A 15235-nucleotide genomic window follows, 5' to 3' on the forward strand; every position below is an offset into this window, starting at 1 on the left:
CAGGCATCGCTGACTGGGAGACGAAATGCTCCCGCCTGCAGGCGGAGATTGCTTTCTTGGACCCGGCAGCCGTTCAAATCGACACCACCAGCCGCGACACCGCGCAGGAACGGTTTCCGGTGATCGACCCGATCCGCAATCTCGACAATGCGAGCATCCTCGCCCAGGCGATCGTGAATACCATCCCAGAGCCGTTCCTGGTGCTCGACGAGGGCTTCCGCGTGCTGACCGCGAGCCGATCCTTCTACGACATCTTCCAGGTCGCGGCGGCGGATACCGAGAACCGCCTGCTGTTCGCGCTGGGCGATGGCCAGTGGAACATCCCGGCGCTGCGGCATCTGTTGGAAACCATCATCCCCGATCGGGTGGCGATGGACAATTTCGAGGTGGAGCATGATTTCCCCGGCATCGGCCACCGGATCATGCTGCTGAACGCGCGCAAGGTGCTGTACGAGGACAATCCGGCGATCACGATCCTGCTTGCCTTTCGCGACGTGACCGCGCGGCGGGCGATCGAACGCGATCTGGCGACCCTGCTGGAACAGACCGAGGAGCTGCTTCGCCAGAAGCAGGTACTGCTGCAGGAAATGCAGCACCGCGTGGCCAACAGTCTGCAGATCATCGCCAGCATCCTGTTGCTGAAAGCCCAGGCCGTATCGTCCGAAGAGATCCGCTTTCATCTGAAGGATGCGCACCAGCGCGTGATGTCCGTCGCGGCCGTGCAGCAATATCTCAACGCGGTCGACGGGCTCGACCAGATCGAGGTGGATGCGTATCTCACCAAGCTCTGCGCCGGGCTGGCATCGTCGATGGTCGGGGAGAACAGCCCGATCGCGATCGTCGCCGCGCCCGATCACGGCATGATCGAATCCGCGACGGCGGTGAGCCTTGGCCTGATCGTGACCGAACTGGTGATCAACGCGATCAAATATGCCTTTCCCGAAGGCGGGACGAATGCCCGCATCAGCGTGACCTATGAGATCCGCGGCGCCGACTGGACACTGACGGTTGCCGATAATGGCGCGGGCAAGCAGGCCGCCGCATCGCCCAAATCCACCGGCCTGGGCACGAGCATCGTCGATGCGCTGGCCAGGCAGCTCGGCGCGCGCGTGGACCGCCACAGCGACACCGGCGGCATGCGGGTGGTGATCACTCACGCGGCCCTCGCCGGAATGGTCTGACAACCGGCCGGCATGCCGGCCGCAATCGCGACCATCCGGCCGTCAGGGTTTTCTTCGGCGGGGGCGCCGTTGGGATTGTCGCTCGGCGGATAGTTGGGAGACGGCGGCGGGCTCGGATTCGGTGCCGGCGTCGGGGCTGGTTTGGTCGTCTGGCTCGCGCTCGGCCCGCGCGCCGTCCCGATCGTCGAGACGGCAGAGCAGGCTGGCATGGAGCAGCAGCGCGGCATCCGCATCGGCATGGCCCATCAGTACGCGTTCCAGCGTCGCCACGCCGCCATCAGATCGCCCGCGCCGCTCTGGCGCCGGGCCAGCGCTACGCCGGGACCGGCCTGGACCGATACCTGTGACAGCGCGTCGAGTTAGCGGCGGGGTCTGCCTGGCCCATGGCCGCGCTCACGACGGCCAGCGCGCACGCGGCTGCGATGCGGACCATTGGTCTTGCCCCCGCAGATCGCAGTACCGGTATCCGGACGGCGTGTTGTTTTACCGGCCTTTGCCTGTGCCGGAAACCGGCGGCCCGTGGATGACGCCTGCTTGTACGGACGACGCGGCATGCCGGATGCATCCCGCCCCGGCACCCAGATCGCCGCAGCTATCCACCGCCATAAGGGCGGGTGATGATCTCGAGCAGATGGCCGTCTGGATCGGGGAAATAGACGCCGCGGCCGCCATCATGGGTGTTGATTTCGCCCGGCCGGGTGCGGCCCGGGTCGGCCCAATGATCCAGCCCCGCAGCTCTGATGCGGCTGAGCACGGCGGCGAAATCCTCCTCGCCGACCAGGAACGCATAATGCTGGAGCGCGACCTCGCCATCCTTCTCCATGAAATCGAGCGACACGCCATTGTCGAGCGTGACGACCATGAAATGCATGAAGGAAACCGGCGCGGCGCGACCAAGCATATTGGCCAGGAAAGCCGAGGAGCGCAGCTTGTCGCGGCACCAGACGATCGTGTGATTCAGCTCAACCGACATAGGAAAATCCTCCCGTCCAGCATCCAGGCGAGCATAGGAAAAATTGCGGCGCGGCGCCACGCGAGAGGGCGATTTGGCGTCGATTCAAACCTGCCCGCGACTCGCCTAATTCAATGCCATGGCCATCAGCATCACCGTCTGCAATCTCGCCCTGGGCGAGCTTCGTGCACCCGCCATCGCCGATATCGACGAGGCGACCATCGAAGCCGCCGAGTGCAAGCGATATTATCCGCACTGCCTGAAGCTGCTGCTCGAGCGCTTCGACTGGAGCTTCGCCGCGCGGATCGCCGCGCTCGCCGAATTCGCCGTGAATCCGCGCGCGAGCGAATGGGCGCATGCCTATGCGCTGCCGGCGGATCTGGCGACGGCCGAACGGCTCGTGCCGCCGGCCGCCGGCTGGCCGCCGCCGTCGGGCGCCATGCCGCCCGCCGCCATTTCGGGCCGGCCCTACGTGATCGAGAACGGCGTGCTCTACAGCCAGATGGCGAATGCGATCCTGGAATATAGCAGCCGCGACCCGGACGAAGCGGCGATGCCCGCCTTGTTCCTCGACGCGCTCGCTTACGCCCTGGCGGCGCGGCTGGCGGTGCCGCTGCGCGACAGCCGGGAGACCAAGGGCCAGCTGTTGCAACAGGCCGAGGTCGCCGCGCAACGCGCGATCGCTGACGACATCAACCGCCAGCCCAATCGCGCCGCGCCCGCGCCGGACGAGATCGCCGCTGCCCGCGCCGGCGGGGCCGACTGCACCGTGGGAGAAGACTGATGCCGCTGCGCACAGGCCAGCCGAATTTTTCCAAGGGCGAACTCGCCGAGGACCTCATCGCGCGCGTCGATGTCGCGGCCTATGCGACCGGCCTGCGCCGCGCCCGCAACGTGACGATCCTGAAATATGGCGGCGTCACGAAGCGGCCGGGCACGCGGCTCGTGGCGGAGGTCTATCAGGACACGCTCACCGCCACGTTCACCGGATCGATTTCCGGCGCGGTGCTGACGGTCACCGGCCCCGTCACGGGCATCATCGGCACCAGCATGGCGATCGGCGGGGCGGGCGTGCCCGAGGGGCTCGCGATCGTGGAGCGGGGCACGGGGACTGGCGGCGCCGGAACCTATTCCCTGAACACAGCGGTGGACACGCCCGTCGCCGCCACGGCGATCACCGCGACGATGGACAGCCCGGTACGTCTGGTGCCGTTCCAGTTTTCGCTCGAGCAGACCTACGCGCTGGAAATGGGCCAGGGCTATATGCGGCCGGCCGCGCTGGGCGGGATGGTGATCGAGGACAAGTTGACGATCGCGTCCGTCACGACCGGCGCCACCACGATCGTACAGGCCGCCTATCATGACTATGCGGTCGGCGATCAGGTCTATTTCGACGGCGTCGCGGGCATGGTCGAGCTGAACGGTCGGATCGCCCGCGTGGTGAGCGTGGGGGACAGCAGCCACTTCACCGTCGATATCGATTCCACGGGATTTTCCGCCTTCACGGCTGACACGGGCGGCGCGATCCGCGCCGGCGCCCCGCCGCCACCCCCGCCACCGCCGCCCGTGCCACCGCCCCCACCGCCGCCATCGCCGCCGTCGACGACACCGCCCGGCAACTGCGTTGTCGACGACACGCCTATCCTGATGGCGGACGGCACACGGCGCTTCGCGTGCATCGTGCGCGCGGGCGATATGATCCGCGCGCGACCGGAGCTGGCGGATGGCTCACTCGGCGATTGGGGCGACTATCCGGTTTCCGCGATCTCGTTCGCGTGGGAGCCGGTCTACGCCGGCATCATCGACGACCGGAAATACCGGGCGACCGCCGATCACCGCTTCTGGATCGGCGCAGGGTGGATCCGCATGCGCGAGATCGGCACCGCGGACGGTTTCGCCAGGGTCGCGAAAATCACCGTGGAAGACGCCCGCACCTATGCGTGCTTCTCGCCCGACAGGGAAGCGCGGCCGGCCGGCGACGACCGTCAGGCCGATCCGGTAATCTCGCATAACATCAAAGACCGCCGTTACGATGACGGGACATACATGTGAGCGTCGCCCGGCTTTACCGCGTGGGCTCGCCCTACAACGGCGCCGAACTGGCGGAGATCGATGTCGAGCAATCGGCCGACACGATGTATCTCGCCCATCTGAATCATGCGCCGACCAAGCTGGTGCGGGCGGGGCATACCGACTGGACCTTTTCGGGCATCGACTTCACGCCGCGGCTGGCCGCGCCGGCGGCCCTGAACGCGACCGCCGCCAGCCCCAACACGGATGCCGACAATGGCGGCGACGCGTATTTCCCGCAGCCTGCAAGCTATGTCGTCACCGCGGTCGACGATGTCTCCGGCGTCGAGAGCCGCGCATCGGCAGCCGACAGCGCGAGCAACGACCTGTCGCTGAAGCGCAACTACAATACGCTGAGCTGGTCAGCCGTGGCCGGCGCATCGCGCTACCGCGTGTACAAGGCCGACAATACCCAGGAATATGGCTATATCGGCAACACGGCGGCGCTGAATTTCCGCGACGACAATATCGGACCGGATTATTCGGACGGCCCGCCCGTCGGGAACGATCCGTTCGACGTGCTCGGCAACTGGCCGTCGACCGTGACGTTCTTCGAACAGCGCCTGTTGTGGGGCCGGACCGCGAACCATCCCAACGCGATCTACGGATCCCGATCCGGCAATTTCGAGAATATGGATATCTCGCGCCCGCTAAAGGCTTCGGACAGCCTGAGCTTCGCGCTCGTCGCGGGCCGGGTGAACGCCGTCAACCAGCTCGTCTCGATGAACAATCTGCTCGCGCTGACCTCCGACAACATCTTCAAGATCGAAGGCGGGCAGAACGGCTATATCAGCGCCACCGATTTCGTGGTGCGGCGGCAGAATGGCCGGGGATCGTCCCGGCTGTCGCCGCTGGTGGTCGATTCCGTCTGTTTCTACCAGACCAGCATCGGCAACGGCGTGCGCACGCTGGGGTATGAATTCCAGACCGATTCAATCAATTCGAACGACGTGACGATCTTCTCGCCGCACCTGTTCCGGGGGTTCGATATCAAGGCCTGGGCTTATGCGCAGGAGCCACGATCGATCATATGGGCGGTGCGGAGCGACGGCAAATTGCTGTGCTTCACCTGGGAGCAGGAACAGCAGGTCTGGGGCTGGACGCTGTGCGAGACGGACGGGACGGTGGAAAGCGTCTGCGTCGTTTCCGAAGGCAGCGAGGACCGGCTGTACCTGACCGTGCGGCGCGGCGGGAAGCTGCTGATCGAGCGCATGGCCGCGGCGCGCTGGGATGCGGTGGAGGATTGCTGCTTCCTCGACAGCGCCGTCTCCTACCTGTTCGAGGAACCGGCGGCGATACTGCGCAACCTCGGCCATCTGGAAGGACGGACCGTGTCCGCGCTCGCCGATGGCGGCGTGGTGACCGGGCTGGTGGTGACCGGCGGCATCGTCACGCTGCCGCACCCGGCACGCAAGGTGACGGTCGGCCTGCCCTATGCCGCGACGATCGAGACGCTGCCGCTGGCGTGGCAGGGCCAGGCCGGCTGGACGATTGCGAAGCCGCAGACCCAGGCCAGGGCCGTCATCCGGCTGATCGACAGCCGCGGGGTGAAGGCCGGGCCGACCGATGCGACGCTGGAGCCGCTGCGATCGCGCATCAACGAGCTGCCGGGTCAGCCGCCCGCGCTGATGAGCGGCCCGTACGAAACCTATCTGCGCGCCGACATCAACGGCGGCGCGCGGATGGTGGTGCGATCCGACGATCCGCTGCCGATGACCGTGAGTGCGATCTATCTCGATCCATCCGTCTCGGAATGAGCGCATCGCGCTGGTGCCGGCATCGCCCGCGCATGTCGGCCCGATCGCATCGCGGATGCGCGCGGCCGATGTGATCGAGTGCGCGGCGATGGGCCATACGCCGCGACAGGCGTTGCGAGCCGGGCTGCTGTCCTCCTCGTTGTGCCTGACCGCAATGGTCGACGGCCGGGCGGAGGCAATGTTCGGCCTGGTGGTGACGAATGCGCTGTGTGGCGAGGGGTCGCCGTGGATGCTCGGCACGGACGCGATCTACCGCCACCCGCGCGCGATGCTGCGCTGGGGCCCGCGCATCCTTTCGGCGATGTTCGATTCAACCCCGCTGCTGGAGAATCTAGTGGCGGAGGACAACAGCCGCGCCGTTCGCTTCCTGCGGCGGATCGGCTTCACCATCGCAAAGGAGGTGATCATGATTGCCGGAACCCGCTTTGTCGCCTTTTCACAGGAGTACCGCTGATGTGCGATCCCGTCTCCCTCGCGGTTGCAGCGACCGTGGTCTCTACCGTCGGCTCGGTCTCGGCCGGGATCGGACAGGCCCAGCAATATCGGTACCAGGCGCAGATCGCCGACCAGAATGTGCGCCTGGCCAATGATCAGGCGCGCGATTCGATCGACAACACCAATCTGGAAGCGCAGCGCCGCTATCGCGAGCTCGCCCAGATGAAGGGCGCGCAGACCGCGGCCATGGCGGCAAACGGGGTGGACCTCAATTTCGGTTCGCCCGTCGCCATCCAGAAGGACACCGCGATGATCGGCGCCGAGGACGTCGGCCAGATCTACAAGGGCGGCAACGAACGGACCCGCGGCTTCGACATCAACGCGTTCAACTACCGATCCCAGGCGTCGGCGAACCGGGCGCAGGCGAGCGGCGCGCTGATGAAGGGGATCTTCGAGGGGCTGTCGACGGCGCTTGGCGGTGCTTCGCAAGCGGCGGGGATGAAAGGATCGTCCGGGAAACTTCCAAAGCTTAACGCGTATGGAATTCACGGTTCGGACGGCATTTATTGATCATCTAAATGCTGGAAGGCTCGAACACGGACCACCCGGTCCGCTGCACCAGCCGTTCCAGCGCCAGCGCTCCCAACTGCGAGGTGCCGCGCGCATTGAGACCGGGCGACCACACGGCGATCGATGCCTTGCCCGGCGCGATCGCGAGGATGCCGCCACCGACGCCGGACTTGCCCGGCAGGCCGACGCGGAAGGCGAACTCGCCCGAGCCGTCATAATGGCCGCAGGTCATCATCAGCGCATTGATGCGCCGGGCGCGCTGAGTCGAGACGATCGAATGGCCGGTGGCGGGATTGATGCCGTCGGCCATCAGATACCGCCCCGCCGCGGCAAGCTGACGGCAGCTCATCGCGAGCGCGCATTGATGGAAATAGACACCCAGGGTCAGCTCGACCGGATGATGGATATTGCCGAAGGCGCGCATGTAATTGGCCAGCGCGATATTGCGGAAACCGGTTGCCTGTTCGGCCCGGGCAATGCGTTCATCGACGAAGATGCCGTCATCGTCCGCCAGCGAGCGGACGAAGCGGAGGATCTCGCCAATCGCTTCGATCGGTTCGTGGCCGCGCAGGATCATGTCGGCGACGACGATCGCGCCGGCGTTGATGAACGGGTTGCGCGGGATGCCGGATTCGGTTTCGAGCTGGACGATCGAGTTGAATGCGCTGCCCGACGGCTCACGCCCGACTCGCTCCCAAACCTTTTCGCCCAGCGCGCCGAGCGCGAGCGTCAGGCTGAACACCTTCGAGATGCTCTGGATCGAAAAGGGTTCGTCGGCATCGCCCGCCTGATGGCAGCTGCCGTCGGCCGCGATCACGGCGATGCCGAATCTGCTAGCGGGAATCTCGGCCAGGCCGGGGATGTAATCCGCCACGATTCCACGATCGGCGGCGTCAGCCATCTCCGCGGCGATATCGGCGACGATGGTTGCGAGCGAGGCCATGAACCCTGTTAGCGGGCCCCGCGCGCACAATCACCCCGGTTCAGTCGAACAGCAAGGTCAGCGATTCAGCGAACGCCCCGTTCTTGCTGAGCTTGCCCGCCGCACCCGGCGCGCGGCGCAGATTATCGCGCCGGAGGAGCGGCTTCAGCATCAGATGCAGGGTGGCGTTGTTGATGTGGATGCCGAAGCACTGGTGGAGGCCGTGGCCGAAATGAATGAAATCATGCGGTAGTCGGCGCGGATCGAACCGTTCCGGATCGGCGACACGCCGCCCGTCGCGCATTGCCGAGGCGAAGGCGGCGATGACGGTCGATCCCGCGGGAATGACCCGCTGGCGCTTCGTGCCCCGGGCGATCGTCCAGTCCTGCAGCGCGATGCGGGGCAGCCCGGGCGCGAGCGGATCGAAGCGCATCGCCTCCCGCACATAGCCCGCGAGCAGCGCATCGTCGCCGGTGCGCGCCGCGGCCTGCGCGCCGCGTAGCGCCTCGGGCCGGCGGAGCAACTGCTCCATCGCCTGGGGCACGACCATCGGCGGCTGGGGCGGTCCGCCGACGATCAGGCCCATCAACGCAGTGCGGATCTGCGCATCGCTGAAGCCGGGCTCGCCCGCCTTCTGCAGCGTCAGGCAGCGCCCGAGCACGTCATGATCGCCGGGCTTTGCGCGGCGCCGCTCGATCTGTTGCTGGATATGATCGCGCAATGCCGGGGCGATCACCTCGACCTCGGCGCGCAGCGGCGCATCGCTGGCGACGAACTGGAATTCGAACAGGCGCGTGCCCCATACCCTGAGCGCGCCGTTCGGCGGTTCGGGCACGCCGAGATATTCGGCCAGGAAATCGAAGGTGACGCGCCGCACCAGCGTATCGACCACGTCGATCCGCCCATCGGCCGCCGCCACGATCGCCTCGGCCCGCGCCTCGACATCGGCCGCCAGCCGGGGCAGATCGTCCCGCTTCACGGCCTTGCGCAGCGCGGCGGTGTCCGCCTGATAGTGCGGCGTGTTCGCCATGCCGAGGAAGAAGGGCTCGCCGCCCATGATGACGTCGAGCTTTTCCTTGTAGAGCACGCCGAACGCCGGATCGGTGCCGAAGACCTCACACACATCGTCGTAGCGCGTGGCGACATAGGTCTTGCCGAAACGCGGGATCGGCTTCAACCAGCGCAGCACGCGGAACACGAAGGGCAAGGCCGCCATGGCGCGCGCCATGAACCAGCGTTTCAGCCCCTTCGGGCCGGGGCGCAGCACCTGGGTCGAGGACAGGACGCTCATAGCGACGCCAGATATTGCAGCGCCGGCAGGCTCGGCAGGAAGAAATAATCGCCGCCGGCCATGCGGACGAACGTGTCGACCTCGACGATGCGGCGCAGCGGCTCTTCGCGGATCGTCATCCTCCCCTTCGGGCCGACCAGCGGATCGGTCTCGTCGAACAAGGTCGCGAAATTCGGGTTGAGCAGCCAGGTCTGCTGCACGAATTCGAACTGGCGGGCGATATCGGTGTTGAGGCAGATGAACAGGAGGCCGCGATCGACCCCGTCCTCCTTGGGCGGCACGCTGATGGTCGCGCCATATTTGCGGCCGCGGCGCAGGATGCGGTGATTGTTCGCCGCATCGAGCAGGGTCTGCTTCTCGGCGGCGGTCGGTGCCAGCCCGTCGCGCGGGTTGGAGCGGCGGACGTGCGAGCCGGCCGGGCATCCGACGCCGTGCAGATCGCGATCGAAGAAGCCGAAATCATTTTCCGGCTGCTCATAGGAATCGGACGGCAGATAGCCGGCGGGGCAGAGCAGATCGCCCTTGGTGCTGCGACCGACCACGCGCTCGGCGAGCCAGGTGGTGGTGACATGCCCCGAATGATCGGGATCGCGCGCGCGGATATGCGCGGCATTCTCCCGCATCGATTGCCAGAAGGCGACGACATCCTGTTTCAGTTCGCGCACGACCATGTAGCTGCCGTCGAGCCCGAAATCGAGAAAGCCCTCGGCCAGTGGATGCGGCGGCAGGCCCGCGGCCTGGGCTTTGTCGTCGTCCGGCACGACCGGGCCCGGCGCCTTTTCGTGATGGCCGTTGGTATGCCCGAACAGGATTTCGCCGAGCGGGACGCCGTTCCAGTAATCGCGCTCCGCCGGGCCGCCGGTGCTTAGGCCCACAGCAGCGTCGTCGAACGGGACCGGCTGGGATATGCCGTCAGCGAAGCCGAAATGCTCGCGCGCGACACCCTTCGCATCGGGCCGCAGGTTCAGCGGCAGGCGGTGGACGACCCGCACGCCGTGCGGCGCCAGTGCGGCCTCGACCTGGCCGGCCCAGGCCTCCGCGCTGTCCTCATCCTTGTCGTAGAGCAGCAGCAGGGCGTGGACGGTGATCGGCGTGGCGATCTGTTCCTCGCGGTGGCCAGTGGAGGTTTTCGCGCGCGACTGAGTCGCCTCGACGCTGGTCAGGGCACCGCGTTGCCGGGCGTTCGAACTCCATTTCGGCCCGCCTTCGATGACGGTACCGAGCCATTCGCCCTTGCGGCGATCGCCCAGGCGACGCAGGCGATCCTCCTGAAACATGCCTTCGCGGAACGGCGCGGCAAAAGAGTCGAGCGCCGCTTTCGGCAGGTCCATCTTCTCCAGGCCGGCATAAGCGAAGGAAATCGCGGTCGCCCGCTCTTCCCGGCCAGCCGCATCAGTGACGGGCGCCAGTTCCTGGACGACCTGCAGCCACCCGCCGCCGCCCTTGCCCGGCCAGGTGAATTCGAGGAACAGCGCACGCCCGGTCGGCAGCGCGGCGAAGCCGCTGACCACGAGCGCCTGGGTGCGGCTGGCGTGCGGTTCCTTCAGGCGCCAGCTCGGCTTGCCCCGCGACTGCTCGCTCACAGATCGTTGATCCATGCGGACGCCTCCTTGTTCGTGAGCGACGGCTTGCGCAGGCCGTTTGCGATTCGGTTGTTGCGTTCGACCTGATCGACGGTGAGATCGCTATACGCGCTGTACCAGAAGCGGCTGACCGCCATGGAATGGCGCGCCCAGGCCTTGAACTTGCGGCCATGGCTGGCACCGTCCTGGACCAGGAAGCGGGTCGGCGGGAAGCCGACGCCGCAACCCCAGGCGAGCGTCAAACCGGCATGCGCCTTTTCGATGAAATCATCGAGATAGCTTTCCCAGCTCTGATCGAAATTGCTGAAGAACATCAGCCGGCTGCCATTGTTGACGAACGCCCAATGCGCGAAATGCACGGTGCGCATGCTGCCCAGATAGCCGCGCACGCCGCTGTTCGGCAGCGCCCGCAACACCAGGCCGAGCCCGAAATGCCCGGCGCGCACGATGATCGTGCGCAACACGCCGGGCTTGATCAGCACCACCGAGCCCATATGGTTCTGCGGGATCCAGTCCTCGCGCTGCGCCATCTGGCGTACCATCTCCTGGTCGATCGGCGGCGCATCCTGCGAGGAATCGCGCCGTTCGAGAAAGCGCAGCCAGCACAATATGCCGAGCACCGAGAAGGGCACGCTGAGGATCCCGAACAGGGTGATCCGCGGGGCGTGGGCCTGCGCCGTCGCCAGCGGCAGGCCGGACAGCAGCGAAATCAGGACGGTGATGGGCCATACCAGCACGACGTAGAGGATCACCGCGAGCAGGATCAGGCCGAGCGTCTGCGGCTTGAACAGCGCAGTGATGAGGTTGAACTTGCCCGCCGTATCGGTTCCCGGAAGCGGATCGCGCATTGCATAGAGGCCGGCACCAGTGCCGAGCAGGCCGAGCGCGAGCAGGATGAGATAGCGGTTGTCCGGCATCATCGGCGCCAGGATCAGGCCGGGCAGTGCCAGCGCGAGGAATACCACGACCACGAACGCCGCCACGAGAAAGAAATCGCGGCACCGGGCGAGGAACGGCACGCGGGCCGGCGCGCGCTCGGCGAGCCAGGGGATAGTCGACAGCAGCGCAGCGCGGAGATGGCGGTGAATGTCGACGGCGGTCGATCCGCGATAGGGGCTCGGCCCGTCGCCATTGGCGGTGGCGAGTTCCGTACGGATCGCGCGGAACAGCTCACCCTCGGCCAGGATCCGGTCGCGGGTCATGCCGCGATTGCCGTGATGATAGACGCTTGGTTGCAGCGAGCGCGCCTCCAGATAGGGCGCGACCGGCGCGCGCGAATCCGGCGCCGTCACTGCATCGTGAAGCGGCCCGTCCTGATCGAGCGGTCGCTTGCAGCAGCGCAGCATGGCGCGCAGATCGATGCCGATCGCTGCCTCGAGCTGGCCCCAGAAGATGCCGGGCGGGCCATCGAAATTGGCCTCCAGCACGAACAGCGGATCATAATCGGCGCCGGGAAACACGCTCATCGAGAGGAAATGCACTGACGGCACACCCTGCATGAACCACGCATAATCGCCCGGCGCCTGCGGGTTCGCGATCGATCCGTGATCGTGCAACTGATCGAGCAGGGCAGAAAGCTTGTCCTGGCTCTCGGGCTTGACCTCAAGGGCCATAGACAAGGTCGTTTGCATCCGGCCGCTCCCCCGTGGCGGGCACATCCCGCACCGACGATGGTCGGCGACACCGGGCACTCCCCTGCCCGCACACGCCGATTCGTCCGGCTTACTATGTCACAGCATCTTTTTCGCACAGGCAAACCGAAAAATAGGTCCGGTTCCGGCGATATCTCCCGTTCCCGCCGGTCGATTCAAGATAGGTGCCGGGCGTCCTAAGCCGCCTTCCTGACAAAGGAGGTGCCCCATGATCGCGATGTCCCCCATGACCGGGCCGGTGCGCTGATGCCGACTGTTCCCACCGAGCAGAACCGGGTCGGCATCGCCGGCCTGACGGGCGAGAAGCTCCAGCCCGGGGATTTTTCCGGCACTGGCCTGCAGGCGCTGGGCACCGGGCTGGAGACGCTCGGCGCGACGGGCCGGAAGGTCGCTGTCGAGCAACAGGCGCGCCAGGACGCGGACGACGACTATGCGATCAAAGCCGCCTGGAACGACTATGCGGAGCAGGCGCGAACGATCCGGGCCGCCCCGCCGCCGGATCTCGATCCGGAGGACGCGTTCAACGTCACCGCGCAAGCCTATACCGATGCGCTGGGCCTGGCCCGCGGCCGGTTGAAGAACGAGCGGCAGCAGAACGGGTTCGCGCACGCCATCGGGCCGCGCTTCGACGCGGACATCTCTTCGGCGCGGGCTGCGGCCGATCTGGGCCTGGCTGCCGGGCGGGCCGAGCAGGACAACCTGATCCAGCGCAATGCCCGCCAGGACGCGATCGACCATTTCCGGCAGCCTGAGATCTTCGCGAAATATCTGGAAACGGGCGCCGAGGCCGAGCGCCTCCGTTCTATGCGCCGCGGCGACGATCCGACTGTGACCGCCGCGTTGGAAACTGCCTATCGTTCGAGCGTGCATCGCGGCGTGATCGAAGCGCTGGAGCAGGATCCCATCGCGGCGACGACCTATTATCTTCGCGAACGGGCCGGCATGACCGAGCGCGACCGTGCTGCGATGGATTCGTCCCTGAAGGAGTCGCTCGCCCAGACACTGGCGGCGCGGGATGTCGACGGGTTCCTGCCGGCGCGGGCACCCGGCGAGGCGGACGCGCCCCTGACCCCGGAAGAGCGCGCAGCCGCGGCGCAGAAGATCGAGGCGGCGGACTGGGGCGAAGCGCGCAAAAGCCATGCCCGCGAGGACCTGACCCGCCGCGGGCTTGGCGAGAACCAGCGGCGCAAACAGACGGCGAGCGCGGCGAAGGGGGCGGCGCTCGACGCGATCGAGCCGTTGGGCCTCGATTTCAAATCCCTGACGCAGCTTCCGGGCGGGATCCGGCGGGATCTGGACGAGGATACGGCAGCGGCGCTGGCGCGGCAGGCGGCGCACAACCTGGATCCCGCGCCGGTCGCGCCGGGGGGACGGACGTCGCTAGTGATGAACCTGATGGCGACGCAAAATCCGGAGGCATTTGCGCGGGAGGATCTCCGGCTGGTGCAGGACCTGCTGACGCCGGAGGAATATGCCCGATTTGGTCGGCTTCAGCAGGGAATAAACACATCACCATCGTCGGCCGGTTCACTCATACAACGGCGTCTGCTCGATGGGGTGGAGCCATATAGGCCTGATTGGGGCACAGTCGGAGCGGCCAATCTTCGACCGGCGGCTTACGCAACATTGGAAACATCGGGCGAAGACGACGGGCAGACGGCGCAGGCACCGCCTGCTCAGACCGCCGGCCAGACTTCCGCGCCAATCGAGGCCGGCCAACCGACGCCTGCCAATAACATCGCATCGGCCAACAGGAACCCGCCCAGAAATATCTCCGGCCCGTCGTCCGCAGTGCTTCCTATACCCCTCATGTCGGATCCCGACTTGCTCGGCCTGGTCGCTGACAGCGGGTCGCTGGACCTGTCCTCCCTCGAACGCAAATATGAACATGGGAGGCAAGACCTGGGAGGCGCGCAGAAAAAACTGCGCAAGGCGATCGACGAAAAGGAAAGGCCCGCGACGCTCGAAAACATACGGGGGGAAATCGCGAGGAAACGGCTGAAAGTGGAGGCGGCCGCCCGAGCGTTAGCGCCAGCCGCACAGGCGCAAAAAGCCCTTGAGGCCTATTTCGTCGGGAAAAGCGTGAACATCGTCCTCGGGGCTCCGGTGAACGATCGCAACAGGACGGTTTTCGACAGACGTGGGGGAATCGAACTAGCCAGGGGCGCCACGCTTTCGACCTATCAGATCCGCGGCCCGGATCATCATTTCACCACCCCCGACGAGGCAGCCTTCGATGCGATCGCCCTTGCAAGGGCTGTCACCGGCGCCCTTGACGATGGCAATGAAAAAACCGGTTATATCGTCCAACGAAGCGACGGTACCTTTGGCTATGGCTATCCATATCAACTCGTCGGGATGAATCTGTCGATCCCCCGCACATCTTCCGCCGGATGGGATCTAAAAGCAGCAATCGACTGGCCTCCGCCGGAAGGCGCCGTCGCCATGTGGCACATCCATCCGGTGGGCGGTGAAGGCGATAATGCCGCAAACATCTATTTCGGACAGGAGGATGTTATCGCACCCCGGACGGCGGTGAACGAGATTGCCATGCGCATAAACAAGGCGCCCAACGGACCGCTGCCCGCGTTCGACGCCTATCTGGGCGGTTCGGATGGCGCAGTACGCGCTGTCCGCAACATACAATCGTATCCGGAGACTTATGACGGCCGGAATCTACGCAGCGATAAATATACCCTTGTGGGACCTGGCTTTTTCAAATTGAGATAGGGGCTGCAAACCGATTCCGCACTTCGTCCTCGGCAAAAATAGTGCTCGTGTTCGGGTTGACAATATTCGAACAAAAGATGAACATAGCATCG

The 15235-nt window shown here is 66.0% G+C and carries 13 protein-coding genes; 7 read left to right on the plus strand and 6 right to left on the minus strand.

All coding sequences use genetic code 11. From position 1 onward, the window contains the following. Positions 1–56 precede the first annotated feature (56 nt). Entirely contained in the window at positions 57–1181 is a 1125-nt protein-coding gene (locus U1769_RS01960; RefSeq protein ID WP_332711232.1) for a sensor histidine kinase, read from the plus strand. Positions 1182–1223: 42 nt separating this feature from the next. Here U1769_RS01960 and U1769_RS01965 read toward each other — a convergent pair whose 3' ends face one another. Beyond that, a complete protein-coding gene (locus tag U1769_RS01965; RefSeq protein WP_332711233.1) occupies positions 1224–1451 on the minus strand; it encodes a hypothetical protein in 228 nt (75 codons plus the stop codon). Between the two features lie 322 nt (positions 1452–1773). Continuing rightward, a complete protein-coding gene (locus U1769_RS01970; RefSeq protein ID WP_332711235.1) occupies positions 1774–2154 on the minus strand; it encodes a VOC family protein in 381 nt (126 codons plus the stop codon). 118 nt (positions 2155–2272) lie between these two features. Here U1769_RS01970 and U1769_RS01975 point away from each other — a divergent pair, with 118 nt between their 5' ends. Genes U1769_RS01975 through U1769_RS01995 form a run of 5 tightly spaced genes read left to right on the plus strand, consistent with a single transcriptional unit; the run spans position 2273 to position 6965 of the window. Beyond that, a complete protein-coding gene (locus tag U1769_RS01975) occupies positions 2273–2917 on the plus strand; it encodes a phage connector family protein (RefSeq protein ID WP_332711237.1) in 645 nt (214 codons plus the stop codon). Continuing rightward, on the plus strand, positions 2917–4185 hold the full coding sequence (locus U1769_RS01980; protein ID WP_332711239.1) for a ubiquitin-activating E1 FCCH domain-containing protein: 1269 nt from the start codon (positions 2917–2919) through the stop codon (positions 4183–4185). The genes U1769_RS01975 and U1769_RS01980 overlap by 1 nt, the downstream gene beginning before the upstream one ends. Further along, complete coding sequence (locus U1769_RS01985) at positions 4182–5960, plus strand: phage tail protein (RefSeq protein WP_332711241.1); 1779 nt, start codon at positions 4182–4184, stop codon at positions 5958–5960. The genes U1769_RS01980 and U1769_RS01985 overlap by 4 nt, the downstream gene beginning before the upstream one ends. A gap of 13 nt (positions 5961–5973) precedes the next feature. Continuing rightward, positions 5974–6414 carry a hypothetical protein gene (locus U1769_RS01990; RefSeq protein ID WP_332711243.1) on the plus strand — a complete coding sequence of 147 codons (441 nt, stop codon included), beginning with the start codon at positions 5974–5976 and terminating at the stop codon, positions 6412–6414. After that, positions 6414–6965, plus strand: a complete 552-nt coding sequence (locus tag U1769_RS01995; protein WP_332711244.1) for a virion core protein, T7 gp14 family — start codon at positions 6414–6416, stop codon at positions 6963–6965. The genes U1769_RS01990 and U1769_RS01995 overlap by 1 nt, the downstream gene beginning before the upstream one ends. 4 nt (positions 6966–6969) lie before the next feature. Here the strand turns inward: U1769_RS01995 and U1769_RS02000 are convergent, their stop codons facing one another. Genes U1769_RS02000 through U1769_RS02015 form a run of 4 tightly spaced genes read right to left on the minus strand, consistent with a single transcriptional unit; the run spans position 6970 to position 12374 of the window. Then, a complete protein-coding gene (locus U1769_RS02000; RefSeq protein ID WP_332711246.1) occupies positions 6970–7908 on the minus strand; it encodes a glutaminase in 939 nt (312 codons plus the stop codon). A 40-nt stretch (positions 7909–7948) separates the two neighbouring features. Beyond that, the gene (locus tag U1769_RS02005) at positions 7949–9178 is read right to left on the minus strand and encodes a cytochrome P450 (RefSeq protein WP_332711248.1); all 1230 of its coding nucleotides are present in this window, start codon (positions 9176–9178) and stop codon (positions 7949–7951) included. Further along, positions 9175–10776, minus strand: coding sequence for a Dyp-type peroxidase (locus U1769_RS02010; protein WP_332711250.1), 1602 nt, complete (start codon positions 10774–10776; stop codon positions 9175–9177). The genes U1769_RS02005 and U1769_RS02010 overlap by 4 nt, the downstream gene beginning before the upstream one ends. After that, a complete protein-coding gene (locus U1769_RS02015; RefSeq protein WP_332711252.1) occupies positions 10758–12374 on the minus strand; it encodes a hypothetical protein in 1617 nt (538 codons plus the stop codon). Before U1769_RS02015 ends, U1769_RS02010 begins: the two co-directional genes overlap by 19 nt. A gap of 285 nt (positions 12375–12659) precedes the next feature. Between U1769_RS02015 and U1769_RS02020 the strand changes: the two genes are divergently transcribed. Further along, positions 12660–15143: a hypothetical protein gene (locus U1769_RS02020; RefSeq protein ID WP_332711254.1), complete on the plus strand. Its 2484-nt coding sequence runs from the start codon at positions 12660–12662 to the stop codon at positions 15141–15143. The last annotated feature ends 92 nt before the right edge of the window (positions 15144–15235 follow it).

Origin of the sequence: Parasphingomonas zepuensis, from assembly GCF_036663735.1 — a bacterium.
GTDB lineage: Bacteria > Pseudomonadota > Alphaproteobacteria > Sphingomonadales > Sphingomonadaceae > Sphingomonas.

Bases quoted from the DNA above. Each gene is read 5' to 3' on its own strand.
- U1769_RS02010 (WP_332711250.1), bottom strand. From the start codon at position 10,776: ATGGATCAACGATCTGTGAGCGAGCAGTCGCGGGGCAAGCCGAGCTGG.
- U1769_RS01970 (WP_332711235.1), bottom strand. From the start codon at position 2,154: ATGTCGGTTGAGCTGAATCACACGATCGTCTGGTGCCGCGACAAGCTG.
- U1769_RS02000 (WP_332711246.1), bottom strand. From the start codon at position 7,908: ATGGCCTCGCTCGCAACCATCGTCGCCGATATCGCCGCGGAGATGGCT.
- U1769_RS01980 (WP_332711239.1), top strand. From the start codon at position 2,917: ATGCCGCTGCGCACAGGCCAGCCGAATTTTTCCAAGGGCGAACTCGCC.
- U1769_RS02020 (WP_332711254.1), top strand. From the start codon at position 12,660: ATGCCGACTGTTCCCACCGAGCAGAACCGGGTCGGCATCGCCGGCCTG.
- U1769_RS02005 (WP_332711248.1), bottom strand. From the start codon at position 9,178: ATGAGCGTCCTGTCCTCGACCCAGGTGCTGCGCCCCGGCCCGAAGGGG.
- U1769_RS01995 (WP_332711244.1), top strand. From the start codon at position 6,414: ATGTGCGATCCCGTCTCCCTCGCGGTTGCAGCGACCGTGGTCTCTACC.
- U1769_RS02015 (WP_332711252.1), bottom strand. From the start codon at position 12,374: ATGGCCCTTGAGGTCAAGCCCGAGAGCCAGGACAAGCTTTCTGCCCTG.
- U1769_RS01975 (WP_332711237.1), top strand. From the start codon at position 2,273: ATGGCCATCAGCATCACCGTCTGCAATCTCGCCCTGGGCGAGCTTCGT.